Source organism: Arthrobacter sp. CAU 1506 (genome assembly GCF_005047635.1).
In the GTDB taxonomy this organism is placed as follows: domain Bacteria; phylum Actinomycetota; class Actinomycetes; order Actinomycetales; family Micrococcaceae; genus Crystallibacter.
The window spans coordinates 144,274-167,995 of record NZ_SUKC01000002.1; the positions used below are offsets into that span (position 1 = coordinate 144,274).

General features: G+C 67.9%; 23 protein-coding genes. 11 read left to right on the forward strand and 12 right to left on the reverse strand.

The genetic code is table 11. The features are described 5' to 3' along the window. Window positions 1-31 precede the first annotated feature (31 nt). From E4J89_RS03330 to E4J89_RS03345, 4 genes are all read left to right on the forward strand, one after another. Window positions 32-730 (forward strand): 3'-5' exonuclease, encoded by a 699-nt coding sequence (locus tag E4J89_RS03330; protein WP_136784692.1) that lies wholly within the window; start codon window positions 32-34, stop codon window positions 728-730. Between the two features lie 184 nt (window positions 731-914). Then, window positions 915-1,907, forward strand: a complete 993-nt coding sequence (locus E4J89_RS03335; RefSeq protein ID WP_136784693.1) for an ATP-binding cassette domain-containing protein — start codon at window positions 915-917, stop codon at window positions 1,905-1,907. Then, window positions 1,904-2,641 (forward strand): methionine ABC transporter permease, encoded by a 738-nt coding sequence (locus E4J89_RS03340; protein ID WP_136784694.1) that lies wholly within the window; start codon window positions 1,904-1,906, stop codon window positions 2,639-2,641. Before E4J89_RS03335 ends, E4J89_RS03340 begins: the two co-directional genes overlap by 4 nt. Before the next feature lie 157 nt (window positions 2,642-2,798). Continuing rightward, complete coding sequence (locus E4J89_RS03345) at window positions 2,799-3,638, forward strand: MetQ/NlpA family ABC transporter substrate-binding protein (RefSeq protein WP_136784695.1); 840 nt, start codon at window positions 2,799-2,801, stop codon at window positions 3,636-3,638. 90 nt (window positions 3,639-3,728) lie between these two features. Here E4J89_RS03345 and E4J89_RS03350 read toward each other — a convergent pair whose 3' ends face one another. From E4J89_RS03350 to hemE, 9 genes are all read right to left on the reverse strand, one after another. Next, the gene (locus tag E4J89_RS03350) at window positions 3,729-4,901 is read right to left on the reverse strand and encodes an AI-2E family transporter (protein WP_136784996.1); all 1,173 of its coding nucleotides are present in this window, start codon (window positions 4,899-4,901) and stop codon (window positions 3,729-3,731) included. 139 nt (window positions 4,902-5,040) lie between these two features. Further along, window positions 5,041-6,375 carry a glutamate-1-semialdehyde 2,1-aminomutase gene (gene hemL / locus E4J89_RS03355; protein ID WP_136784997.1) on the reverse strand — a complete coding sequence of 445 codons (1,335 nt, stop codon included), beginning with the start codon at window positions 6,373-6,375 and terminating at the stop codon, window positions 5,041-5,043. A gap of 76 nt (window positions 6,376-6,451) precedes the next feature. After that, window positions 6,452-7,426, reverse strand: a complete 975-nt coding sequence (gene hemB, locus E4J89_RS03360; RefSeq protein ID WP_136784696.1) for a porphobilinogen synthase — start codon at window positions 7,424-7,426, stop codon at window positions 6,452-6,454. After that, a complete protein-coding gene (locus tag E4J89_RS03365) occupies window positions 7,423-8,343 on the reverse strand; it encodes a uroporphyrinogen-III synthase (protein ID WP_136784697.1) in 921 nt (306 codons plus the stop codon). Before E4J89_RS03365 ends, hemB begins: the two co-directional genes overlap by 4 nt. 2 nt (window positions 8,344-8,345) lie before the next feature. After that, window positions 8,346-9,317, reverse strand: a complete 972-nt coding sequence (gene hemC / locus E4J89_RS03370; protein ID WP_136784698.1) for a hydroxymethylbilane synthase — start codon at window positions 9,315-9,317, stop codon at window positions 8,346-8,348. Next, the gene (locus tag E4J89_RS03375; RefSeq protein WP_240691713.1) at window positions 9,314-10,450 is read right to left on the reverse strand and encodes a ferrochelatase; all 1,137 of its coding nucleotides are present in this window, start codon (window positions 10,448-10,450) and stop codon (window positions 9,314-9,316) included. The genes hemC and E4J89_RS03375 overlap by 4 nt, the downstream gene beginning before the upstream one ends. A 56-nt stretch (window positions 10,451-10,506) precedes the next feature. Continuing rightward, window positions 10,507-11,214, reverse strand: a complete 708-nt coding sequence (gene hemQ / locus E4J89_RS03380; protein WP_136784700.1) for a hydrogen peroxide-dependent heme synthase — start codon at window positions 11,212-11,214, stop codon at window positions 10,507-10,509. Between the two features lie 64 nt (window positions 11,215-11,278). Next, window positions 11,279-12,754: a protoporphyrinogen oxidase gene (gene hemG, locus E4J89_RS03385; RefSeq protein WP_136784701.1), complete on the reverse strand. Its 1,476-nt coding sequence runs from the start codon at window positions 12,752-12,754 to the stop codon at window positions 11,279-11,281. Between the two features lie 2 nt (window positions 12,755-12,756). Next, complete coding sequence (gene hemE / locus E4J89_RS03390; RefSeq protein ID WP_136784702.1) at window positions 12,757-13,818, reverse strand: uroporphyrinogen decarboxylase; 1,062 nt, start codon at window positions 13,816-13,818, stop codon at window positions 12,757-12,759. 191 nt (window positions 13,819-14,009) lie between these two features. On the opposite strand from hemE, the gene E4J89_RS03395 reads away from it, so the two are divergent. Next, complete coding sequence (locus E4J89_RS03395) at window positions 14,010-15,341, forward strand: glutamyl-tRNA reductase (protein WP_136784703.1); 1,332 nt, start codon at window positions 14,010-14,012, stop codon at window positions 15,339-15,341. Between the two features lie 51 nt (window positions 15,342-15,392). Here E4J89_RS03395 and moeB read toward each other — a convergent pair whose 3' ends face one another. Beyond that, a complete protein-coding gene (gene moeB, locus E4J89_RS03400) occupies window positions 15,393-16,577 on the reverse strand; it encodes a molybdopterin-synthase adenylyltransferase MoeB (protein ID WP_136784704.1) in 1,185 nt (394 codons plus the stop codon). 109 nt (window positions 16,578-16,686) lie between these two features. Here moeB and E4J89_RS03405 point away from each other — a divergent pair, with 109 nt between their 5' ends. The 3 genes from E4J89_RS03405 to E4J89_RS03415 are packed head-to-tail and all read left to right on the forward strand — an operon-like array spanning window position 16,687 to window position 17,895. Next, window positions 16,687-17,307 (forward strand): TetR/AcrR family transcriptional regulator, encoded by a 621-nt coding sequence (locus E4J89_RS03405; RefSeq protein ID WP_240691679.1) that lies wholly within the window; start codon window positions 16,687-16,689, stop codon window positions 17,305-17,307. A 58-nt stretch (window positions 17,308-17,365) separates the two neighbouring features. Then, window positions 17,366-17,590, forward strand: coding sequence for a DUF3107 domain-containing protein (locus E4J89_RS03410; protein WP_136784705.1), 225 nt, complete (start codon window positions 17,366-17,368; stop codon window positions 17,588-17,590). A 5-nt stretch (window positions 17,591-17,595) separates the two neighbouring features. Next, the gene (locus E4J89_RS03415) at window positions 17,596-17,895 is read left to right on the forward strand and encodes a hypothetical protein (RefSeq protein ID WP_136784706.1); all 300 of its coding nucleotides are present in this window, start codon (window positions 17,596-17,598) and stop codon (window positions 17,893-17,895) included. Window positions 17,896-17,902: 7 nt separating this feature from the next. On the opposite strand, the gene E4J89_RS03420 is transcribed toward E4J89_RS03415, so the two are convergent. Both E4J89_RS03420 and E4J89_RS03425 read right to left on the reverse strand, forming a co-directional pair. Beyond that, the gene (locus E4J89_RS03420) at window positions 17,903-18,238 is read right to left on the reverse strand and encodes a 4a-hydroxytetrahydrobiopterin dehydratase (RefSeq protein ID WP_136784707.1); all 336 of its coding nucleotides are present in this window, start codon (window positions 18,236-18,238) and stop codon (window positions 17,903-17,905) included. Between the two features lie 131 nt (window positions 18,239-18,369). After that, window positions 18,370-19,065: a ferritin-like fold-containing protein gene (locus E4J89_RS03425; RefSeq protein ID WP_136784708.1), complete on the reverse strand. Its 696-nt coding sequence runs from the start codon at window positions 19,063-19,065 to the stop codon at window positions 18,370-18,372. 51 nt (window positions 19,066-19,116) lie between these two features. Between E4J89_RS03425 and E4J89_RS03430 the strand changes: the two genes are divergently transcribed. The 3 genes from E4J89_RS03430 to E4J89_RS03440 all read left to right on the forward strand — a co-directional run bounded on the left by E4J89_RS03430 (window position 19,117) and on the right by E4J89_RS03440 (window position 23,589). Next, window positions 19,117-20,679 carry an RNB domain-containing ribonuclease gene (locus tag E4J89_RS03430; RefSeq protein ID WP_136784709.1) on the forward strand — a complete coding sequence of 521 codons (1,563 nt, stop codon included), beginning with the start codon at window positions 19,117-19,119 and terminating at the stop codon, window positions 20,677-20,679. A gap of 310 nt (window positions 20,680-20,989) precedes the next feature. Further along, complete coding sequence (locus E4J89_RS03435; protein ID WP_240691714.1) at window positions 20,990-22,627, forward strand: DEAD/DEAH box helicase; 1,638 nt, start codon at window positions 20,990-20,992, stop codon at window positions 22,625-22,627. Beyond that, on the forward strand, window positions 22,627-23,589 hold the full coding sequence (locus tag E4J89_RS03440; protein WP_240691680.1) for a DNA methyltransferase: 963 nt from the start codon (window positions 22,627-22,629) through the stop codon (window positions 23,587-23,589). The genes E4J89_RS03435 and E4J89_RS03440 overlap by 1 nt, the downstream gene beginning before the upstream one ends. The last annotated feature ends 133 nt before the right edge of the window (window positions 23,590-23,722 follow it).

A 23,722-nucleotide genomic window follows, 5' to 3' on the forward strand; every position in this document is an offset into this window, starting at 1 on the left:
TTCGTCCGACCCGGCGGCTACGGTTACCGGTATGAACAGCTGGCATGAACGCCCCCGGGCCGCATTCGATCTGGAAACCACGGGCCGCGATCCGCATACTGCCCGGATCGTCACGGCTTCCCTGGTCCTGGTCGACGAAGCGGGACGTCCCGTGCAGGAGCGCGAGTGGCTGGTGAATCCCGGCGTCGACATTCCCGCCGAAGCTGCAGCGATCCACGGGATCAGCACGGAGCGGGCACGCGCCGAAGGCCTCGACGCGGCCGCCGCCACGGCCGGGATTGCCGAGTCGCTGGCAGCGCTCTTTGACGCCGGCATTCCAGTCATGGCCTTTAACGCCGCCTACGATTTCACCGTGCTGGCCAACGAATGCTCGCGCTACGGCTTCCCAGCCCCCACGGCGGCTCCGGTGATTGATCCGTTTATCCTGGACAAGCAGATGGACCGCTACCGGCGGGGGAAACGCACCCTGGTAGCGCTGTGCGAGCTCTACGGGGTGCGCTTGGAGGCTGCGCACACGTCGGCGGCGGACGCCCTGGCAACCATCGGCGTCGCGGATGCCCTCGCGAGCCGTTATGCAGCATTGTGCATCGACGCCGTCGAACTGCATGAACGGCAAATCGGCTGGTGCGCCCAACAGGCGGCCAGCTTTCAGGAATGGTTGCGGCGCACTGATCCGGAAGCAGTCGTGGACGGCGTCTGGCCCGTCCGCTTGATGCCTGTGACTGTTTGAGGAACCCCCGGACCCGCAACTCCGTCGATCCCATCGATCACCCTTCTGTCAACTTCGGGTCGCCGTGTGACGCAACCTCTTGTCGAATTCCGGCGCACTGGCGCGGCTGTCATAATTAAGACTTGGCGGCGACGCGTGCTATGGCGTCCGCCAATGCTTCCTGACTTCAATTCCCCGAGGTTCCATGATCACCGTTACCGACCTGCGCAAGGTCTACCGCCAGGGCAATCGCGAAGTGGTGGCCCTGGACGGCGTCAGCCTGTCCGTTCCCAAGGGGTCAATCCACGGCATCGTCGGCCATTCGGGTGCCGGCAAGTCCACCTTGGTGCGCTGCCTTACCCTGCTGGACAGCCCGACGTCGGGCTCCGTGTCGATCAACGGGGCGGAACTCAGCGCAGCCCGGGACGCCGACCTCAGATCGGCCCGGCGCCGCATCGGGATGATCTTCCAACATGCAAACCTGATGGACTCGCGCACCGCCGCCCAGAACGTGGCGCATCCGCTGGAGCTCGTCAAGACGCCCAAGGCGGCGATCCGTTCCAAGGTGGCCGAGCTGCTCAAGTTGGTCGGACTCGAGGGGTTTGAGAACGCCTACCCGTCCCAGCTCTCCGGCGGCCAGCGCCAGCGCGTCGGCATTGCCCGTGCCCTCGCCTCTGATCCGGACGTCCTGCTCTGTGATGAGCCCACGTCGGCGCTGGACCCGAAGACCACCGATGAAATCCTGACGCTGATCCACGACCTCACGCAGCGGCTACAGCTGACCGTGCTGGTGATCACGCACGAAATGCAGGTCATCAAGCGCATTTGCGACTCGGTCTCGCTCCTGGAGGCGGGCCGGATCGTCGAACATGGTCCGCTGCGCGATGTGGCGGCCGATCTCGGCGGCCGCCTGTCAACCACGCTGTTGCCCCTGCCGCCGGCCGAAACGAACGGCAGCGGCACGGTGCTGGAGATCCTGTATTCAGGCGACAGCGCGTCGGAACCGGTGCTCACCGGGGCCGCGCGCGCCTTTGGCATGGACCTGAATGTCCTGGCCGGCAGCGTGGAGTCGTTGGCCGGCACCCAGTTCGGCCACCTGCGCATCCAGTTGCCGACCGGTGCGGACACCGCGTCCTTGTCCCGTCACTTGACCGGCCAGGGCGTTGCCGTACGCGTCGTCCAGGAAGAGACAGCATGAACTTTATCGACGAACTGATGACCAACCCGGCCCTCACCAACGCCCTGCCCAAAGCCCTCGGCGAAACCTTGCTGATGGTGGGTGTCTCGGGTGCCTTTGTCCTGCTGATCGGCCTGCCACTGGGTATCTTCCTCTACACCAGCGCACCGGGAGGCCTGCGGCCCATGCGGGTAACCAACCGGATTGTGTCCGACGTGATCGTGAATATCACCAGGTCCATCCCGTTCGCCATCCTGATGATCGCGCTGATCCCGGTGGCCCGGGCGATCACCGGCACCTCGATCGGCGCCCTTGCGGCCTGCGTCTCGCTCACCATCGGCACCGTGCCGTTTTTCGCCCGCTTGGTGGAAACCTCTCTGCGGGATGTCAGCTCCGGCAAGATCGATGCCGCACTGGTGATGGGCTCAACCCGCTTGCAGATCGTAGCCAAGGTGCTGGTTCCCGAAGCGTTGCCCGGGTTGGTAGCTGCCTTCACGACGACGCTGGTCACCTTGGTGGGCTACTCCGCCATGGCGGGCCTCACCGGCGGCGGCGGCCTCGGCCAGCTCGCCTACAACTACGGCTTCCAGCGTTTCGACACCACGGTCATGCTGGTCACGATCGTGATTATGGTCATCCTCGTCCAGATGATCCAGTGGATCGGCGACGCCTCCGCCAGGCGGGTGGACCACCGCAGTGCGGCCACCGCGGGCGCCAAGAAACACCGGCGCCACGAGCCCGCCACCGCTGTCTGACCGGTCACCCGTCAGTTCAGGGACAATGCAGTCCCGCTCCCCCATGCTCCCGCCGGCCGCGAGGCCGCGGAGGAATGCAGCCAGTAGCCGCTAGCTGCACCATATCCGGGATGAGCCGCCTTCGGCTGCCCCGGTTAGTTGAAAGGAACGCACGCAGATGCGTAAAGCACTAACCCTCATTGGTACCGGCCTGGTTGCGGCCTTGGCGCTGACGGCTTGCGGTGGCTCTGATTCCACCCCCAGCGCTGATGCCACGCTGGATCCGGCCAATCCCACGACGATCACGGTGGGTGCCACTCCGGTTCCGCAGGGCCGGATTTTGCAGTTCGTGGACGAGAACCTGGCCAAGGACGCCGGCATCGACCTGGACATCAAGGAATTCACCGATTACCAGACTCCGAACATCGCCCTGAGCGATGGGTCGCTGGATGCCAACTATTTCCAGCATCTGGCCTTCTTCGAGCAGCAGGTGGCCGACAAGGGCTACGATTTCGAGCACGGCGAAGGCATCCACATTGAGCCGTACGCCGGATTCTCCTCCAAGCACAAGACCGTCGACGAAATCCCCGACGGCGCAACCATTGCGGTCACCAACGACCCCGGCAACCAGCCCCGCGCGCTGAAGATGCTCGAGGCCGCAGGCCTGCTGAAGGGCATCGAGGACGATTCTGCGGCATTGACGCTGACCAAAGAGCAGAACCCCAAGGGCCTGAAGTTCGAGGAGAACCAGCCCGAGATCCTGGTCCAGCTGATCGACGATCCGAAGGTCGACCTGGCCATCATCAACGGCAACTTCATCCTGGACGCCGGCCTGAAGACGGAGGATGCGGTAGTCGTTGAATCCGCCGAGAACAACCCGTATGCCAACTTCCTGGCGTGGAAGGCCGGCGACGACAACCCGGCCATCGCCAAGCTTGACGAACTGCTGCACAGCCCGGACGTGAAGAAGTTCATCGAGGAGACCTGGCCCAACGGCGACGTGTTCCCCGCTTTCTAAGCTCCGTCCCAGGTCGCTGACCCCAGCGTCCGCAACGGAAAAGACGAGGTCCCCGGAAGCTTCCGCTTCCGGGGACCTCGTCTTTCTTGGTCAGCGCACCGCTGGCCGGCGGCGCTGCCGGACCGGTGCCGGCGGCTCGCCGGAGTTCCGTCCCGTCATCACCTGGATGACCACCCAGGACACCGCCGTCACCGGTACCGCCAAGACCGCACCGATGATGCCGCCCAGGATGGTCCCTGCGGTCAGCGCCAACAGGATCACGAGGGAATGCAGGCTCACGGAGCGCCCCATCACCACCGGCTGCAGGAAGTTGCCTTCCAATTGCTGCACCACAATCACGACGGCGACCACCACCAGGGCGGCGACCGGCCCGTTGGCCACCAGCGCCACCAAGGTGGCCAGGACGCCGGCCACGGTGGCGCCGACGATCGGAATGAAGCCGCCGATGAAGATCAGTACGGACAGCGGTAGCGCCAGCGGCACCTGCAGGATGAACAGGGCCAGGCCGATGAAAAAAGCATCGACAGCGGCTACGGTAGCGGTGCCCCGCACGTAGCTGCCCAGCACGTCAACGGCACGGGTTCCGGCTTCTTCCAGCTTGGGCCGGCGGGCCGCCGGGAACCAGCTGAGCAGGAAGCCCCAGATCCGCGGACCGTCTTTGAGGAAAAAGAACAGGATGACGGCCATCAGGACTGCACCGGTGATGATTTCCGCCGCTGTCGACAACCCGCTGAGTGCACTGCGCCCGGCGGCAGCGCTGGTCAGGAAGTCCACCACCGAGGCCAGCGCTTCATCGATCTGCCTTTGGCTCACCGGCAGCGGGAAGTTGGCCATCAGCTCCTGCAGCTTCAGCCAGCCCTCGCTGGCGGAGCGGACCAATTCATCCGATTCGCTGCGGACCGCGAAGACGATCCCGGTGACCACCCCGCCGAGAACGGCGAGGATCCCGAGGAACGCCGTGGCCGTCGCCAGCGCCGGCGACCAACCCCAGCGGCGCAGCAGTCCCACCACCGGGTACACGGCCGCGGCCAAGATCAGGGCAATCAGGAACGGGATGAGCAGCAGACGCAGTTGCAGCAGCCCGTAGATCACCACCACGGCCAGCGCCAGCGCCAGCAGCAGCTGGGCCGAACGGGTGGCGGTACGGCCCAAATGGTCCGACCACATGGTCTGCGGCGGTAGGTGATGCGCCACCTCCGGCGTCGTGCGTGCACCGCCGTCGTGCTTGTCCTGCATTTGCCTGCGCCTGGACAACAGGCCCATCTGCGCTCCCTTGGTTTGACGATTCGGCAACCGGTCCCGCGCGGGGACCGACCTCTTCATCAGTCTGCCATGCCATGGTCCGGCCCGCGCACGGCGGAGGGCGCCCGGCGCTGTCCGGCGCCGGGCCTGGAGCAGGGGCTCAGTCCGTTGGTTTGGCCGCCGCGGCGGCACGCGCGGCCGCCGGCAGGGCCGCGAAGATCTTGTCCATCGCGGCGTCGTCGTGCGCGGCGGACAAGAACCAGGCTTCGAAGACCGACGGCGGCAGGTAGACGCCGTCGTCGAGCATCGAGTGGAAGAACGGCGCGTAGCGGAACGCCTCCTGGGCCTGCGCGTCGGCGTAGTTGCGCACGCCGTTGGCCGAGGTGCCGAAGGCCACGCTGAACAGGTTCCCGGCTGTCTGGATGCTGTGGTCCACGCCGGCATCGGACAAGGCAGCGGACAGCGCGCCCTGCAGTTCGCGCGAGCGGGAATCGATAGCCGTGTAGACATCCTGCGTTGCGGCGGTCAGGGTCGCGACGCCGGCCGCCATGGCGATCGGGTTGCCGGAGAGCGTGCCTGCTTGGTAAACCGGGCCCACCGGGGCCAGGTAGTCCATCACGTCCGCCCGGCCGCCCAAGGCTGCCACGGGCATGCCGCCGCCGATCACCTTGCCGAAGGTCAGCAGGTCGGGCACGAAGGGATCGGTGGCTCCCTCGGCGCCTCCGGTCAGCCCCCAGTAGCCGGCATAACCGGTCCGGAACCCGGTCAGCACCTCGTCCAGGATCAGCAGCGCCCCGTGTTCGCGGGTGATCCGGGACAGGGCCGCGTTGAAGCCGTCGGCCGGCGTGACCACGCCCATGTTGGCAGGTGCCGCCTCGGTGATGACCGCGGCGATCTGGCTGCCGCGGGCGGCGAAGACCTCTTCCACCGCGCTGATGTCGTTGTACGGCAACACCAGCGTCTCGGCGGCCGTCGCCTCGGTGACGCCGGCCGAACCGGGCAGCGCCAGCGTGGCGAGTCCGGAGCCCGCGGCGGCCAAGAGTCCATCCAGGTGGCCGTGGTAGCAGCCGGCAAACTTCACAATCAGGTTGCGGCCGGTGTAGCCGCGGGCCAGCCGCACCGCGGTCATGGTTGCCTCCGTGCCGGTGGAGACCATCCGCAGCCGTTCGACGGCGGAGACCCGGCCGACCACCAACGCGGCCAGCTCTGACTCGGCCGGCGTCGACGCCCCGAAGGACAGGCCGCGGTCCACTGCGGAGTGCACGGCTTCCAGCACACCCGGGTGGGCGTGGCCCAGCAGGGCCGGCCCCCACGAGCAGACCAGGTCCACATACTCACGGCCATCGGCGTCGGTGAGGTAGGCGCCCTTGCCGCTGACCATCATCCGCGGAGTTCCGCCGACTGAGCCGAAGGCCCGCACCGGCGAGTTCACGCCGCCGGGCATCAGCTGGCGGGCGCGTTCGAAGAGTTCCTCGGAGCGGACGGCTTCAATCATGGTCATGGTTCCTTATCTCACAGCTTCAGTCCGCTGCGGACTGTGGTGCCCGCAGGCGGCAGGGAATCGGGGGTGGCTACTTCAGCCAGCGGGCCAGTTCAGGGGCCCAGTAGGTCAGCACCATATCGGCACCAGCGCGGCGGATGCCGAGGACCGATTCAAGGATGGCGGCCTTCCGGTCGATCCAGCCGTTGGCGGCGGCCGCCTCGATCATCGCGTACTCGCCGGAGATCTGGTAGGCAGCCACCGGGACCGGGGACATTTCCGCCACGTCGGACAGCACGTCCAGGTAGCTCATCGCCGGTTTGACCATGATCATGTCGGCGCCCTCGGCCAGGTCCAGCTCCACTTCCCGGATGGCTTCCCGCCGGTTGGCGGCATCCATCTGGTAGGTCCGCCGGTCTCCGGTCAGCTGCGAATCCACCGCTTCGCGGAAGGGACCGTAGAAGGCCGAGGCGTATTTGGCGGCGTAGGCCAGAATCGCGGTGTCCTGGTATCCGGCCTCGTCCAGCGCCTGGCGAATCACAGCCACCTGGCCGTCCATCATGCCGGAAGGACCCAGCACGTCGGCTCCCGACGCCGCCTGGACCACCGCCATCTCCGCGTAGATCGGCAGCGTGGCGTCGTTGTCCACCGTGCCGTCCTCGGCCAGGACGCCACAGTGCCCGTGGTCGGTGAATTCGTCCAGGCACACGTCGCCCATCACCACCAGGTCGTGGCCGACCTCGGCCTTCACATCGGCAAGGGCGCGGTTCAGGACGCCGTCGGGGTCCACGCCTGCGCTGCCGACGGCATCGCGTACCTCCGGGATACCAAAGAGCATGATGCCGCCCAGCCCCAGTTCCACGGCCTCGGCGGCCGCCCGCTTGAGCGAGTCCGTGGTGTGCTGGACCACGCCCGGCATGGACTGCAGCGGCACCGGTTCGTTGATGCCTTCGCGGATGAACGCGGGCAGGATCAACTGGTTCGGATGGGTCCGGACCTCCGCGGTCATCCGGCGAATCGCTTCGGTGGCCCGCAGTCGACGGGGCCGGTGATAGGGGAAGCTCATGGCGTTCCTTCCGTTTCGGTGGGCTGGTGCCCCAGCGATTGTGCGAGCGCGTCGGCAATGCCCGACGGCGTCGGTTCGGCAGCCGTGGCCGCGATCTGCAGCCCCAGCTCGGCCGCCTGCCGTGCCGAGCTGGCACCGATGGCGATCAGCCGGACGCCGGACGGCCAGTGGTCAAGCAGGCCGGACAGCCGCCGCGTCACGCTGGGCGAAGTCAGGATGACGGCGTCGACGCCGCCGTCGAACGCGCGGCTGCGGAAATCGGCAACCGTGATCAGCTCCAGGCCGTCGGCGCGCTCGAGGGAGGCGATCTCCAACGCTGCCGTGAGCCGGAGCTCGGGCCGGGCGGGATAGTCCACGGTCCGGTAGGCGGTCACGGGCAGCACCTGCCAGCCCTTTGCCATCAGGCCCTCGAAGACCGTGGGGGCGGCGATGTCCGCCTGCGGCAGCAACACCATCATCCGATCCGTCGAGCGGCTTCCGCCGTCGGGTGGCAGCGGCCAAGCATCCACCAGGCCGACTGCGTCCATGCTGCCGGACGGAACCAGGTCCACCGAGAGTCCTTCTGCTTCCAGCGCCCTGGCGCTGGGCGTACCGACGGCGGCAACCTTGGTGTCGCCGACCAGGGCCGCCAGGCTGGTTCCGCGGTCCAATGCGCAGGCTTTCAGCGCCCGCACCGTGGTGATGCTGGTGATCACCAGCCAGTCCACCTTGTGCTGGGCCAGCAGGGTGAGCGCTTCGTCCAGTTCGCCGGGATTGTCAGTCCGCTCAAAGTCGATCAGCGGCATGACGCTGGCCGAGGCGCCCCGCCGCCGCAGTTCGGCAGCCATCCCGGCCGCACGGTCCGGGGTGCGAGGCAAGACCACCCGCAGCCCGGCGAGTTGGTTTTCCGGCGCTCCGCGCTGCCGCAGCAACGCCATGGTCAGCGGCCAGCCTGGCTCATCAGGTCGCCGGCGCCCCTGCCCAGCAGCTCTTCAGCCAGTCGGGCCCCCAGCGCCACAGCGTCCTCGGAGCCGGCGGCCGGTACCTGCTGCTCGCCGTGCAGCAGCCGGCTGCCGTCGGGGCTGCAGACCACTGCCTTGAGCACCAGGTTGCCGGCCTCGACCCGAGCCAGCGCGCCCACCGGAGCGCTGCAGCCTGCTTCCAGACGCGCCAGCAGCGAGCGTTCGGCAGTCACGGCCAGGCGGCTTTCCGCGTCGTCGTAATCGGCCAGCGCGCCCGCCAGAGCGGTCCCGGCTGCTGCATCCGCCACCCTGCATTCCACCGCCAGGGCTCCCTGCCCGGGAGCGGGCAGCATGACCGACGGGTCCAGCAGTTCAGTAACATGCTCGGTCCGGCCCAGGCGTGCCAGTCCGGCGGCGGCGAGCACGACGGCGTCAAGATCGGCGTGCTTTCCTTCCACCCTCGGCTCACCGGTCAGTCCCTTGACCCGTCCCAGCCGGGTGTCCACGTTCCCGCGGATGTCCACCACGTCCAGATCCGGACGGGCGGCGCGCAGCTGGGCGGCCCGGCGCGGCGAACCCGTGCCCACCTTGGCCCCGGCCGGCAGTTCGGCAAGGGTCAGGCCGTCGCGGGCGCACAGCGCGTCCCGGACGTCCACCCGCACCGGAATGGCTGCGATCTGCAGCCCCTCCGCCACACCGGTGGGCAGGTCCTTGAGCGAATGCACGGCCACGTCGCAGCGGTCGTCCAGCAAGGCCTCGCGTAAGGCGGCGACGAACACGCCGGTGCCGCCGATCTGGGCCAGCGAGCCCTTGAGCACGTCGCCCTCGGTCTTGATCCTGACCAGTTCGTACTTCAGCGCTCCCCCGGCGGCCAGGGCCTCGGCCACCGTCGTGGTCTGGGTGACGGCCAGGGCGCTGGCCCGGGTGCCCACGCGCACGGTAACGGTCATGGCTGCGCCACCACCCCGACGGTCGAATCCATCCCGGCAACGGTCGGCTTCTCGCCGCGGCGGTTGGCGCAGCAGCCGGGCATGCAGACATCCATCCACGGGCCCAACGCGCTCAGCGCGGGGCGCTCCGCCTGATGCTGGTCCACGGTCCGTTCGCAGACGAGGTCCACCAGGCCCTCGACGAATTTCTGGTGCACGCCGGGCGTGGGGATGCGGGCGGCGGCCAGGCCGAGGGTGCGGCATGTTTCCAGCGCCTCGGTGTCCAGGTCCCAGACCACCTCCATGTGGTCGCTGACAAAGCCCAGCGGCACGATGACCACGCCCTTGACGCCTTGCGCCGGCAGTTCCTCGATGGCGTCGTTGATGTCCGGTTCCAGCCACGGCACGTGCGGCGCGCCGGAGCGGGACTGGTAGACCAGCGACCAATCGACGCCGGCAGCTTCCGGCACCCGTTCCAGTACCGCGCGGGCGGTGGCCAGGTGCTGTGCCACGTAGGCGCTGCCGCCCTCGTACTCCACACCGCGCGGGCCGGCGTTCTCGGCGTCCCCGGTCGGAATGGAGTGCGTGGCGAACAGGATGTGGATCGGAGCGTCCCCCTCCCCCTGCGCGGCCAGGTCGGCGCGGACCCGGTTCAGGCCTTCGGCGAGTCCTTCCACAAAGGGCTCCACGAAGCCCGGGTGGTCGAAGTACTGGCGGACCTTGTCCACTTCCAGCTTTCCGGCCAGCCCGGTCTCCACCAGCGCCATGCCGAAGTCCTCGCGGTACTGGCGGCAGCTGGAATAGCCGGCGTAGGCGCTGGTGCTCACGGCGAGCACCCGGCGGTGGCCGGCATCATAGGCTTCCTTGAACACGTCGGTGACGTAGGGATCCCAGTTCCGGTTGCCCCAGAGCACCGGGAGGTTGATTCCGCGGCGGGCCAGCTCGGCTTCCAGGGCGGATTTCAGCGCACGGTTCTGCGCGTTGATCGGGCTGATCCCGCCGTTGGCCCGGTAGTGGGTGGCGACTTCCTCGAGCCGTTCGTCGGGGATGCCGCGGCCGCTGGTGACGTTGCGCAGGAACGGAATGACGTCGTCCTGGCCCTCGGGTCCGCCGAAGGAGGCCAGCAGCAGCGCGTCGTACTTCTTCGGCTGCATCGTCCCGTCCGGGGCCACGCCGGCTCGCGGGTCGAAGGACTGTTCGGCTGGCTGGCTCATCGCAGCACCTCGGCGATTTCGGCGGTGCTGATGCGCTTGCCGGTGTAGAACGGGATCTCTTCGCGCACGTGGTTGCGGGCGTCGGTGTAGCGCAGGTGACGCATCAGGTCCACCAGGTCGATCAGCTCGGGGGCTTCCAGGCCCAGGATCCACTCCCAGTCCCCCAGGGCGAACGAGGCCACGGTGTTGGCGAGCACCTGCGGGTAGTCACGGCCCAGCATGCCGTGGTCGCGCAGCATCTTGCCGCGCTCTTCGGCGGGCAGCAGATACCACTCGTAGGAGCGCACGAACGGGTAGACGCAGAGCCAGGCTTCCGGCTCCTTGCCCAGCGAGAAGGCCGGCGCATGGTTCTTGCTGAACTCGGCGTCGCGGTGGACACCCATGGCGGACCAGACCAGCTCGGTGGCGGCGAACAGGCCGGTGCGGCGGATGGCGCGCACGGCGGCCTGGAGCTCGTCCGGCTGCGGGCCGTGCAGCCAGATCATCACGTCGGCGTCTTCGCGCATGGCGGAAACATCGTAGGCGCCGCGCAGCGTCACCTTGCGGCCGGCAAGTTCTGCAACCGTGTCATCGAACGCTGCTACAGCGGACGGGTCCGCCGGTGCACCGGTGCGCTTGAAAACCGTCCAGAGGGTGTAGAACAGCTCCTCGTCGGTGCCGCCCGAGGCGGGGGTTGCTGACTCTGACTTTGCCGATTCGCTCATGCTTACCAGTCTGCCTTCTGCATCGTAATTAATCGAAAACTTTGCTTCTACACATTGTAGAAGATCAAGCTGCGGGTTGCAGCCGGGCTGCGAGCTCCCGTGCGCGGCGGCGTGCGTCGCCCACCACGGCCACCAAACCGGTGCCGGCGAGCCACGCGCCGGTCGCATCGATTCCCGCCTGGGAGGCCAGTTCGCGGCGCACGGCAGCTACCCGGTCGCGGTGTCCCAGCGTCGCGGACGGCAGCGCTCCGACCCAGCGGACCACCTTCCAACCCACCACGTCGTCGTCTCCAATGCCCACGCCCATCAGCGAGGTGGCATCGGCCAGCGCCTGCCGGTAGAGCGCGTCGTCGTTCCAGCCGGTGAAGTCCTCGGCTCCCTGCTGCCCCACCGCGCGCCCGTAGGAAAGCCGCAGCACGTGGCTGCCCGGGCCGGCCTCGTCCGCCAGCCACGGCCACTTCGCGGTGGCGTGGGTGAGGGCCTTCGCCTTGATCTCCCGCACCGAGGGCGCCACCAGCAGACCGGTTCCGCGCGGCATCGCGTCCAGCTCGGGCAGATCCACCACCAGCGTCACCAGCGCCACCGAAGGGCCGGCTTCGGGTTCCAGTCCGGCCAGCGCCGGCACCGGGCCTGCCAGCAGCCGGACCGCGGCACCGCCGTCGGCGGCCATCATCACCGCGTCCGCCGTGAAGGTGCCCGCTGGAGACTCCACCAACCACCCGTCGTCGTGCTTGCCGACCGCAGTGGCCGCCGCCCCCGCATGCAGGGAAACGTGGCGGGTCTTCAGGTCAGCCAGCAGCGCCTCGGTCAGCCGCCCCATTCCGCCGGCGATGCCTGCCACGTTGGATCCGGCCGGGGCAGCCTTGCGGATGGCGCCCACGGCAGCAGTCAGCGAACCGTGCGAGGCCACCGAGGCGCGCAGCCCCGGCATCACCGAATCCACCTCCAGAACATCGGGATCCGCCGAGTACACTCCGCCGACCACCGGCGCCACCAGTTTCTGGAGCACGCCCTCGCCCATCCGGGTTCGCACCAGTTCGCCCAGGCTGAGCTGCTCGCGGCGCAGCAACGATCCCAGCGGCATGACCTTGTCGCCGGAGGCACGCAGCGCTGCCCGGCGGCCGATGGCCCGGACCACGTCCGGGTCCGCCAGATCCGCCGGGATGCCGAGCACACCCGTCTTGGGCAGCCGCTGCGCGCCGTCCGGCAGCTGGATCCAGGCACCGGCGGGGTTCGGCTGCACCAGGTCGGCGCCCAGCCCGAGTTCGGCGACCAGGTCGGAGACCACGCTGGAGCGGGTGGCGAAGGACTCCGCGCCGGCGTCGAGCGTCAGCCCGCCAAGTTCGTGCCGCGTCACGCAGCCGCCGAAGCTGGCGCTGCGTTCCAGGACCGTCACCTCGACGCCGGCCAGGGCCAGCTCGCGGGCGGACACCAGACCGGCTATTCCGCCACCGATGACGACGGCGGTGCTCGGCTTGGGCTTGCGCCCGGTCTGCCGGTCGGAGCGCCGGGAGGCGTGCTGCGGGACGGGGTGCTGCATGGTTACGGGGCCACCGAATGGATCAGTTCGACCACGCGGGTCAATACCGTCGGGTCGGTCTCCGGCGGCACCCCGTGGCCCAGGTTGACCACGTGGCCGGGCGCGGCGCTGCCGGCGGCCAGCACATCGCGAACATGCGCCTCGAGCACCTCCCAGGGCGCCGACAGGAGCGCGGGATCGATGTTGCCCTGCAGCGGCGTGCGGCCGCCCAACCGGCGGTTCGCCTCGTCCAGCGGCAGCCGGTAGTCAACGCCGATCACGTTGGCACCAACGTCGCGCATGGCGACGAGCAGTTCGGAGGTGCCGGTGCCGAAGTGGACCAGCGGGACGTCCAGATCGCGGACATGGTCGAGGGCGCGGGTCGACGCCGGGGCTACCCGCCGACGGTAGTCCGCCAGCGAGAGCGAACCGGCCCAGGAATCGAACAGCTGCCCGGCGCTGGCGCCGGCTTCCAGCTGGGCGCGCAGGAATTTGCCGGACGCGTCGGCGGCCCAAGCGGCCAGCGCGTTCCAGGTCTCCGGATCCGCATGCATCATGGTGCGCGGGCCCAGATGGTCGCGGGACGGCCGGCCCTCCACCATGTATGCCGCGAGCGTAAACGGTGCGCCGGCGAACCCGATCAGCGGCTTCTTGCCGAGTTCCGCCACGGTCAGCCGGACCGCTTCCCGGATCGGCTCCAGCGCCTCGTCCGTCAGCTCCGGCAAAGCGGCCACGTCGGCGGCGGTGCGGACCGGGGCACCCAGGACCGGGCCCACGCCGGGGACGATGTCCACATCAACGCCGGCCAGCTTCAAGGGGATGACAATATCCGAGAAGAAGATTCCGGCATCCACGTCGTGACGCCGCACGGGCTGAAGCGTGATCTCGGAGGCCAGCTCGGGCTTGAGGCAGGCATCGAGCATGGCGATGCCCTGGCGTGCTTCCCGGTATTCGGGCAGTGACCGGCCGGCCTGCCGCATGAACCAGACAGGACGGCGGCCGGGCTTGCCTCCGCGGTAGGCAGTGATCAGGTCGGAGTCAGCGGTACGCCCGTCCACCAAAGGATGGGAAGCATTCAGTGTCATGACATAGATTCTCATCCAGTGGCTGCACTTCTGGCCAACCGGGCGGCGCGCTTCCAGCCGCAACGCCGCTCCCCCGCAGGCCGAAGTGGGCAATCTCACCGCCGCGGACGGCGCGGGAGGCAGGTTAACAAAGGGTTAATGGGCGAAGCTTGAATGAGCTGAGGCTTCCTTCCCGCTAAGATAGAGGCGCTGTGGTCTTACTTTCACTCGTTGCAACTCATTCCAAGGTCGATCTGGAAACGGTCGCCCGCCTGAGCGCCGGCACCTCCCGGATCGATACAGGCGTGCTCGCAGACGGGTCCCCGGTCTCCGGCGCCGTCGTCCTGGCCACCTGCAACCGGGTGGAGGTGTACTGCGAGGCCGAGAGCGAATCCGATCTCGAATCCGCCCGCGCCGCCCTGATCGAGCAGATCAGCCGCAGCTCGGGTCTGGACGAATCACTGGTCGCCGACTCCTTCGATCTGAACACCGGCGAGGATGTTGCCCGGCACCTGTTCGCCGTTGGGGCCGGCCTCGATTCTGCAGTTGTCGGCGAACGCGAGGTGGCCGGCCAGGTGCGCCGGGCGCTGATCGAAGCCCAGGAGAAGGGCACAGCCAGCGGCGGGTTGGTCCGCTTGTTCCAGACCGCCTCCCGTACCGCCAAGGATGTCGGCACGCAGACCGCCCTCGGCGGACGCGGGCTCTCGATCGTTTCCGTCGCCCTAGACCTGGCCACCGATCTGGCCGCCGACAAGGACTGGTCGGGCAAGCAGGTTGTCCTCTTCGGCACCGGCGCGTATGCCGGAGCCACCATGGCGCTGCTGCGCGAGCGCGGCTGCACCCAGATCAGCGTCTATTCCTCGTCCGGACGCGCCGAGACATTCACCGAAACCCGGGGCGGCGAACCGTTGACCCGTGCCGCGCTGGGCCCGGCCATTGCCGCCGCCGACGTGGTCATCGGATGCAGCGGCGGCGACAACCAGGTCAGCGCCGAGCGCGTGGCCGAGGTGCGCACCGGCGTCGACAAGCCGCTGACCATCATCGACCTGGCGCTGAGCCACGACTTCGACCCTGCCGTTGGCGGGCTCGAGGGCGTGGAACTGATCACGCTGGAATCCGTGCGCATGGCCGCGCCCGAAGAACAGGCGGAATCGGTCCAGCAGGCCGCGGAGATCGTGGCCACCGCGGCCCGCAGCTTCGAAGCCAGCCAGCAGGCACGCAGCGTGGACACGGCCATCGTGGCACTGCGCAAGCACACCATGCAGGTGCTGGAGAACGAGCTGGAGAAGGTGCGCTCCCAGCACGGCTGCACAGGGCCGGCCCAGGAAGTCGAATTCGCCATGCGCCGCATGGTCAAGCAGCTGCTGCACCTGCCCACCGTGCGGGCGCGCGAGCTGGCCGCTAGCGGCGAGCAGGACCGCTACTTTGCCGCGCTCGAAGCGCTGTACGGCATCACGGTGGAGGAACCGGTGCTGCCGGCAGCCGCGGATGCCGCCTCTTGTCCGGTGGCAGTGGTGCGCGACGACGACGCAGCCACCGCCTGATCCGCCGCCTCCGGAGCGACGGCGGCTGGCCCGATACAGACGGGCGTTGCCTCAGTACACGGGCTTGGCCGGCTCCACGTCCCTGACCCACGCCAGGATTCCGCCGTCGAGATGGGACACCCGCGTATAGCCCTGCGCCAGCAGGCTCTCCAACACCTCGGATGAGCGCGCTCCCGACTTGCAGTGGAACACCAGGTCTTGCTCCCGCGGCAGGTCACCGATGGCCTCGCCGGACAGGATCCGGCCCTTCGGGATGAGAACCGCACCGGGAATGCTGACCACCTCGTATTCGCCGGACTCCCGGACATCAATCAGCTGGAAATCCCGCGTGCCGGCATCGCGGTCGGCCAACATGCGGGAGAGCGTGCGGGCGTCCACGGCGTGGTCAGAGTCCACGGTCCGCACCGGGGCCACTCCGCAAAAGGCCTCGTAGTCGATCAGTCGGGTGATCGGCTCGGCGTCCGGATCCTTGCGCACCTTCAGCTCACGCCAACTCATCTGGAGCGCGTTGAAGATCAGCACCCGGCCCAGCAGGGTCTGCCCGATTCCGGTGATCAGCTTGATCGCCTCGTTCACCATCACCGACCCGATCTGGGCGCACAGCACGCCCAGCACGCCGCCCTCGGCACACGACGGCACCGAGCCGGGCGGGGGCGCCTCCGGGTAGAGATCCCGGTAGTTCGGGCCGTAGGCATCCCAGAAGACGCTGACCTGTCCGTCGAATCTCAGGATGGAGCCCCACACGTACGGCTTGCCCAGCAGCGCGGCGGCGTCGTTCACCAGATACCGGGTGGCGAAATTGTCCGTGCCGTCCAGGATCACGTCGTACCCGGCGAAAATGTCCAGCGCGTTCCCGGAGTACAGCCGCACTTCGTGCAGCACCACGTCGACGCCGGGGTTCAGGGCCAGGATGCTGTCCCGCGCCGAGGCCGCCTTGCTGCGCCCCAGGTCGGCCACGGTATGGATGACCTGGCGCTGCAGGTTGCTGGCCTCGACGTCGTCGTCGTCCACAATCCCAATCCGGCCCACACCGGCTGCGGCCAAATACAGCATGGCAGGCGAGCCCAGGCCGCCGGCGCCGATTACCAGCACCTTGGCGTTCTTCAGCCGGAGCTGGCCAAGCATGCCTACTTCCGGGATGATCAAGTGCCGCGAGTAGCGTTCGGTCTCGTCCTTGGTGAGCGATGCCGCCGGCTCCACCAGCGGCGGCAGCTGCCCGGGTCCCTGGGTGGTCATTGTTCCAATCTACGCCGCTGAGCGGTTACTGGTGCGTAAACTGGTCGGGACTGACACCTACTGTGGCGCTGCGATCCTGACCGGGCGCCGGAAGAGGCCGTGTATCGCCGTGACGACAGAACCCCGCCCCGCTGCCAGACCCACCCGCCTCCCGCGGGAGGAACGGCGGCGCCAGTTGCTGCAGGCGGCGCATGAGGTGTTTGTGGCCAACGGCTACCACGCGGCGGCGATGGACGAAATCGCCGACGCCGCCCACGTGAGCAAGCCGGTGCTCTACCAGCACTTCCCGGGCAAGCGCGAGCTGTACCTGGCGCTGCTGGACCATCACTTGGAATCGCTGAATGCCATGCTGATGGCCGCCTTGAATTCGACCACGGACAACAAACTGCGTGTGCACGCAACGATCCGCGCCTACTACCAGTTCATCGCGCAGGACAGCCAGGCCCACCGGCTGGTCTTTGAATCCGATTTGAACAACGACCCCGATGTGAGCTCCCGGCTGGAGGACTTCAACGCGCGGCTGGCCAGTGCCATCGCCGATGTCATCGCCGAGGACACCAAGCTGTCCGAGGTCGAGGCGACCCTGCTGGGCCGTGCCTTGGCCGGCATGGCGCAGATCAGCGCGCGGCACTGGTTGCGTGCCGGCGGCGACCTGGACCAGGACGCCGCCAGCGAACTGATCTACCGTTTAGCTTGGCGCGGAATTTCACGCTTCCCGAAGGAACCCTAGGATAGATTCGCCAGTAGGGAACCTACCCGCAAACAGCATTCAAGCAGGAGGCATCAGCGTGGAAGTCAAGATCGGCATGCAGAACGTCGGCCGTGAAATTGTGCTCGATTCGTCGCAGTCGCCGGACGAAGTGGCCGAGATTGCCAGCCGGGCCATGAACGGCGGTGCCGAACTGCGCCTGACCGATGCCAAGGGGCGCCTGGTCATCATTCCGTCCAACGTCCTGGCCTACGTCGAAATCGGCGCTGAAGGCCCCCGTCCCGTCGGCTTCGGCGCGCTCTAGCCGTCATGGTGCCGCTGGTCCTGCTGGTGCTGGTAGCCGCCGCCGTGGGTTTCACGGTGTGGGCCGTCGACTCACGCCGGAGCGCTTATGGCGTGCTGCTGCCGCCCGGCATAGCGGTGGCATCGGCGGTACTGCTCTGGTTCATCCTGACGGCCGCGGGCCTGGCCTCCGAGCCCGGTGTGCATTATCTGTCGTGGCTGCTGCCCATGGCGGTAGCCGTTCCCGCTGCATGGACGGGTGCCTGGTTGATCGGGCGCCGCCGCGTGCAGCGGGACACCGAGCGCCTGACCGCGCTGCTGGGCTGAGATAGGGCTACCCGGGGTAGGCCTCCGGGTCCGCGTCCGCGGACAGCTTCCGCGCCAGCACGCTGACGGCCGCAGCCGCGGACACGTCGCGTGTGGTGACTTCGGCATCGGCGTCGTGCGAGGTGAACCGCAGGAACACTTTGTTGTACCGCCAGTCCAGGTCCGGATGGTGCTGCTGCTCCTCGGCGAGGTCGCCCACGGCGGCAATGAAATTCAGGGCCTCGCGCCCGTTGTCCAGAGTGAACACGCTGACCAGCGCTCCCCCTGCGTAGCGCCACTGCGGCAGTCCGCCCAGCTGCCGGTCGATCTCTTCGCTGCTCAGTACGTCCTTGGCACGTCCCACGTTGTCCTCCCGGGTCCACTGCACGGCTAGGGACGGCCGCCCGGCACCGCCGCCCAAGCCAGCGCGTGCTGTTGAGGGGCCGTCCTGACCGCCACCCTACCGGCGATACCGCCGGCTTTGAAGGGCTCCGCTCACGCGGTCAGGCCCAGATCGTTCATCCGCCGGGAGTGGTTCTGGGTCAGCTGGGCAAACAGCTCTTCGGTGGCTCGGGCCTGCCGGTCCGGATCCTGGCCGCGCATCAGCTCGCTCAGGACGGCCCGCTCGATCCCGATCCGCTGCGCTTGGGTCAGCGCCTCGCCGACCAGGCGGCGCCCCCACAAGGCCAATCGCGAGGACAGCCGCGGATCGTCGGCAAGCACCTGCTTGAGCCGGGCGGCGATCATCGAAATCTGTTCGGTGTTTTCCTTGATCCGGGCCACCAGCTTCTGCGTCTCGCTGTCGAGTGCGCCGGCGATGTGCAGGTAGAAGTCGCCCAACACGCCGTCGGTGACGTAGGCCTTCATTAAGGATTCGTACCAGTCGGCCGGCCTCGTCCGGTCATGGAAGGCATCGATCGAGGGCTGGAACGGGGCCATCGCGGTCTCGACGTCAACGCCGAGTTGCTCCAGCTGGGCGGCCACCGCCTCGAAATGTTCAAACTCGGTCACGGCGAGCCGCCCCACCGCAGCGCGGTCGTGCAGGGTGGGCGAAAAGCGTGCGTCGGAGGAGAACCGCTCGAAGGCGGACAGTTCGCCGTAGGCCATGACGCCGTACAGGTCGATCAGGAATTGCCGGCGGCGGTCGGAATCCTCTCCGGCCGCCGCGGGCACAGTGCTCTCGGTGCTCATGAATTCAAGGGTAGCGTCCCATTTCGCCACGGCTGCCGTTAGGCTAACCCTGTGCCGTCCCCGCATTTGGATTCGAAGGTCAACGAGTCCCAGCACCTGCTGGCGCGGGTGCTGAATGACCTGCGGACAGAGTTCGACCTGCCGCAGGAGTTCGACGCGGGCGCACTGGCCGAAGCGCACGCCGCCGTTGCCGCCCACCAACTGCCGGAGACCGATCTGACGTCGCTGGAGTTCGTCACCATCGACCCGCCGTCATCCACCGATCTGGACCAGGCGATGTACATCGAGTCCGGCAACGCCGGCTACACGGTCTGGTATGCGATCGCCGATGTTCCGTCGTTCGTGGCGGCCGGCGGGGAACTGGATGCCGAAACGCGCCGGCGGGGTCAAACCATTTACGCCCCGGACGGGCGGATACCGCTGCATCCGGACGTCATCGGCGAGGAAGCCGGGTCGCTGTTGGCGGACCAGCTGCGGTCGGCTTACGTGTGGCGTTTTGAGCTCGACGCCGGTGCCCGCGTTACCGCGGCCTCGCTCGAACGGGCCAAAGTACGCAGCCGGGCCAAGCTGAACTATGAGCAGGTGCAGCAGGACATCGATTCAGGCGACGCGGCACCCACCCTGCTGCTTCTGAAGGAAGTGGGCCTCAAACGGGTGGAACTGGAGCGGGAGCGAGGCGGCGCCAGCCTGAATGTTCCGGACCAGGAAATCGCCCACGACGGCCGACACTACTTCATTGTCACCAAGCCCCCGCTGCCGGTGGAGGATTGGAATGCGCAAATCTCGCTGATGACCGGGATGGCGGCAGCCCGGATCATGCTGGAAGGCAAGATCGGCATCCTCCGCACGATGCCGGGACCCGATGCCGAGGCCGAAGCCCAGTACCGCCGGCAAACCGAGGCCTTGGGCTTCCCGTGGCCGCATGATGTGGCCTACGGCGACTACCTGCGCAGCCTGGACACCACCGATCCCCAGCAGCTGGCCCTGATGCATGCGGCCACGGCGCTGTTCCGCGGCGCCGGTTACACGCCGTTCGATGGCGAATTGCCCGCCGAACAGCTCCAGGCAGCCATCGCCGCCCCCTACGCCCACACCACCGCGCCGCTGCGCCGGCTGGTGGACCGGTTTGTGCTGGTGATCTGCCATGCGCTGTGCGCCGGTGAGCCTGTGCCGCAGTGGGCGCGCGATGCCTTGGACGAATTGCCCAAGCTGATGGCGGCCTCCGACCAGCTGGCGGGGCGGGTGGACCGCGCGGCGTTGGACGCGGTGGAAACGGCGCTGCTCAGCCACCGGGTCGGCGAGGAATTCGACGCCGTGGTCATTACCGGCACCCGCAGCCCGGGAAACGGAAACGGCAACGGCAGCGCAAACGGGAGCCACGGCAACCGCAACGGCAACGGAAAAGTCCTGGTGGCGGGCCGCGGCAAAGGCAGCGGCAATGGCAACGGCAACGGCAACGGCGCCCAAGAGCCGTATGGCGTGGTCCAGCTCAGCGATCCTCCGGTCACCGCGCGTTGCACGGGGATCCTGGAGGCAGGGGCCACCGTGCGCGTCCGGTTGTCCGTGGCGGATATCGAGGAACGGCGCCTGCGCTTCGAATTGGCCGACGGATAGCCGTCCTTCGGTGCGCCGAAAAGCCCGGTTTGCCCCGCACCGGTAGACTTAATGGTGTAGTACTGGATGCCCGGTCGTTGATTGAGTGATTTGAATCCATCAACAGATCAGCCCCTACGCGATCTTAAACCTCCTTGCCTGCCGTTTCCGGCCGGCCGGGAAAGCAGTTGTTAGCCCGCGATCGGCTTCCACTGGTTGCGCCACGCTTCCGCTTTGTTCCGCTGCCGCATCATCTGTGGCAGGACCGTTGAGCACCGGCGGCGTCGGCGCCTGAATGAACGGTATGTAATTGAACACTGACAACATCCAAGTGGGCGGCGAACAGCTCATCCACGCTGACAACAGCGCCGAAGAACTCGCCGTGGAGGCCTCGCTGGCCTCGGACGAACGCCCGCACGAACTGCCCAAGCAGACCTTTGCCGATTTTAATGTCCGCGCGGACATTGTGCGTTCGCTCTTCGACGCCGGCATCACCCACCCCTTCCCGATCCAGGCCATGACCCTGCCGGTCGCCCTGGGCGGCCACGACATCATCGGCCAGGCCAAGACCGGCACCGGCAAAACCCTGGGCTTCGGCATCCCAGCGCTGCAGCGGGTCATCGGGCCGGATGACGACGGCTTCGACAAGCTTCCGGTTCCCGGCGCGCCGCAGGCCCTGATCATCGTGCCGACCCGCGAACTGGCGGTCCAGGTTGGCAACGACCTCACCACGGCTTCCAAGCAGCGCAATGCGCGCGTTGCCGTCATTTACGGCGGCCGAGCCTATGAGCCGCAGATCGAGATGCTGCAGAAGGGCGTGGAGGTCGTGGTCGGCACCCCGGGCCGGTTGATCGACCTGCACCGGCAGAAGCACCTGAGCCTGAAGAACGTCCGCATCGTGGTGCTGGACGAAGCCGACGAAATGCTGGACCTGGGCTTCCTGCCCGACGTCGAGACCCTGCTGGCCGCCACCCCGGCCGTCCGCCAGACCATGCTCTTCTCCGCCACCATGCCGGGACCCGTCGTCGCCATGGCGCGGCGCTACATGACCCAGCCGACGCACATCCGGGCCGCCGACCCGGATGACGAAGGCATCACCAAGAAGGACATCCGCCAGGTTGTCTACCGGGCGCACAACCTGGACAAGGACGAGGTGGTGGCCCGTATTCTGCAGGCCGAAGGCCGCGGCCGGACCATCATCTTCACCAAGACCAAGCGCACCGCCGCCAAGCTGTCCGAGGAACTGGTGGACCGCGGATTCGCCGCCGGCGCCATCCACGGCGACCTCGGCCAGGGCGCCCGCGAACAGGCCCTGCGGGCCTTCCGCAACAACAAGGTGGACGTGCTGGTTGCCACCGATGTTGCCGCCCGCGGCATCGACGTGGAGGACGTGACACACGTCATCAACTTCCAGTGCCCCGAAGACGAGAAGACCTACCTGCATCGGGTGGGCCGCACCGGCCGGGCCGGCAACAAGGGCACCGCCGTCACCTTTGTCGATTGGGACGATGTGCCGCGCTGGGGCCTGATCAACAAGGCCCTGGGACTGGACGTGCCGGAACCGCAGGAGACTTACTCCTCGTCGCCGCATCTGTTCACCGACCTGAACATCCCCGAAGGCACCAAGGGCCGGCTGCCCCGCAGCCAGCGCAAGCTTGCAGGCATCGACGCGGAAAGACTCGAAGACCTGGGTGAGACCGGCAAGCGCCAGTCGCGTTCCGGCGGCCAGCGGCAGGACGGCGGCCGTGGCGGATCCCGCCGCGCCGGCGCACACCAGGGCGGACCGCAGAGCCGGTCCGGCTCGGGCAACCGCCGCCAGCGCCGCAGCGGCGAGGAGGCCCCCGCGGAGAGCCCGGCCACCGCTTCCGCCGAGAAGCCCCGCCGGAAGCGGTCGCGCACCCGCCGCCGCAACGGCGAGGTCGTCAACCAGGCGGCCAAGCAGGGCACCGACGGCGCCAGCGGGGAATAGTGGCCGACGCCCGCTGGACGCAGGACGGCAGCTCGCTGGTTGTCAGGGCGGACAACGCCGACTTCCTGCCCACGCTGCCGGACGGCGCCTTCACCATGATCTATCTGGACCCGCCCTTCAACACCGGGCGGGTCCAGCGCCGGCAACAGACCTCGATGGTCCGCAGTGCCGACGGCGAAGGCGACCGTGTCGGGTTCAAGGGAAGGTCCTACCAGACGGTCAAAGGCACGCTCGCCAGCTACGACGACGCCTTCGACGACTACTGGTCCTTCCTGGAACCGCGGTTGTCCGAAGCCTGGCGCCTGCTGGCCGACGACGGCACGCTCTACCTGCACCTGGACTACCGCGAGGTGCACTATGCCAAGGTGCTGCTGGATATCCTGTTCGGCCGCGAAAGTTTCCTGAACGAAATCATCTGGGCCTACGACTACGGTGCCCGGGCCCGCAACCGCTGGCCAGCTAAGCACGACAACATCCTGGTCTATGTGAAGAACCCCAAGGCCTACCACTTCGACAACACCGAAGTGGACCGCGAGCCCTACATGGCACCGGGCCTGGTGACTGCGGAGAAGGCCGCACGCGGCAAACTGCCCACGGATGTCTGGTGGCACACCATCGTCTCCCCCACCGGCCGGGAGAAAACCGGCTACCCCACGCAGAAGCCGGAGGGGCTGCTGCGTCGCATGGTGGCCGCCAGCAGCCGCCCCGGTGACTGGGTCCTGGACTTCTTTGCCGGTTCGGGGACCCTTGGCGCGGTGGCCGCCCGGATGGACCGGAAGTTCGTCTGCGTGGACCAAAATCCGCAGGCCATCGACGTCATGCGCAAACGGCTGGGCAACCATGCCACGGTCATCGATGCCGTCGAGACCACCGCCGTCGGTAACGGCGAGACAGCCGCCGTCGGTAACGGCGAGGCAGCCGCCGTCGGGGCCGGAGAATCGGCAGCCCTGCCGGCCGGCTGACGCGGTTCCAGGGGCCTGCGGCGCCGGCCAGGGCGCCGCGCTCTGGGCACCGCGCTCTGGGCACCGCGGTCTGGGCACCGCAGGCAGCCTCAATAACGGCGGGGCCCGGAATCAGTTGCATGAACTGGTTCCG

What these genes read in the sequence shown, in the direction of transcription:
- E4J89_RS03330 (WP_136784692.1), top strand. Translation starts at nt 32, where the DNA reads ATGAACAGCTGGCATGAACGCCCCCGGGCCGCATTCGATCTGGAAACC.
- E4J89_RS03335 (WP_136784693.1), top strand. Translation starts at nt 915, where the DNA reads ATGATCACCGTTACCGACCTGCGCAAGGTCTACCGCCAGGGCAATCGC.
- E4J89_RS03340 (WP_136784694.1), top strand. Translation starts at nt 1,904, where the DNA reads ATGAACTTTATCGACGAACTGATGACCAACCCGGCCCTCACCAACGCC.
- E4J89_RS03345 (WP_136784695.1), top strand. Translation starts at nt 2,799, where the DNA reads ATGCGTAAAGCACTAACCCTCATTGGTACCGGCCTGGTTGCGGCCTTG.
- E4J89_RS03350 (WP_136784996.1), bottom strand. Translation starts at nt 4,901, where the DNA reads ATGGGCCTGTTGTCCAGGCGCAGGCAAATGCAGGACAAGCACGACGGC.
- hemL (WP_136784997.1), bottom strand. Translation starts at nt 6,375, where the DNA reads ATGATTGAAGCCGTCCGCTCCGAGGAACTCTTCGAACGCGCCCGCCAG.
- hemB (WP_136784696.1), bottom strand. Translation starts at nt 7,426, where the DNA reads ATGAGCTTCCCCTATCACCGGCCCCGTCGACTGCGGGCCACCGAAGCG.
- E4J89_RS03365 (WP_136784697.1), bottom strand. Translation starts at nt 8,343, where the DNA reads ATGGCGTTGCTGCGGCAGCGCGGAGCGCCGGAAAACCAACTCGCCGGG.
- hemC (WP_136784698.1), bottom strand. Translation starts at nt 9,317, where the DNA reads ATGACCGTTACCGTGCGCGTGGGCACCCGGGCCAGCGCCCTGGCCGTC.
- E4J89_RS03375 (WP_240691713.1), bottom strand. Translation starts at nt 10,450, where the DNA reads ATGCAGCCGAAGAAGTACGACGCGCTGCTGCTGGCCTCCTTCGGCGGA.
- hemQ (WP_136784700.1), bottom strand. Translation starts at nt 11,214, where the DNA reads ATGAGCGAATCGGCAAAGTCAGAGTCAGCAACCCCCGCCTCGGGCGGC.
- hemG (WP_136784701.1), bottom strand. Translation starts at nt 12,754, where the DNA reads ATGCAGCACCCCGTCCCGCAGCACGCCTCCCGGCGCTCCGACCGGCAG.
- hemE (WP_136784702.1), bottom strand. Translation starts at nt 13,818, where the DNA reads ATGACACTGAATGCTTCCCATCCTTTGGTGGACGGGCGTACCGCTGAC.
- moeB (WP_136784704.1), bottom strand. Translation starts at nt 16,577, where the DNA reads ATGACCACCCAGGGACCCGGGCAGCTGCCGCCGCTGGTGGAGCCGGCG.
- E4J89_RS03415 (WP_136784706.1), top strand. Translation starts at nt 17,596, where the DNA reads ATGGTGCCGCTGGTCCTGCTGGTGCTGGTAGCCGCCGCCGTGGGTTTC.
- E4J89_RS03425 (WP_136784708.1), bottom strand. Translation starts at nt 19,065, where the DNA reads ATGAGCACCGAGAGCACTGTGCCCGCGGCGGCCGGAGAGGATTCCGAC.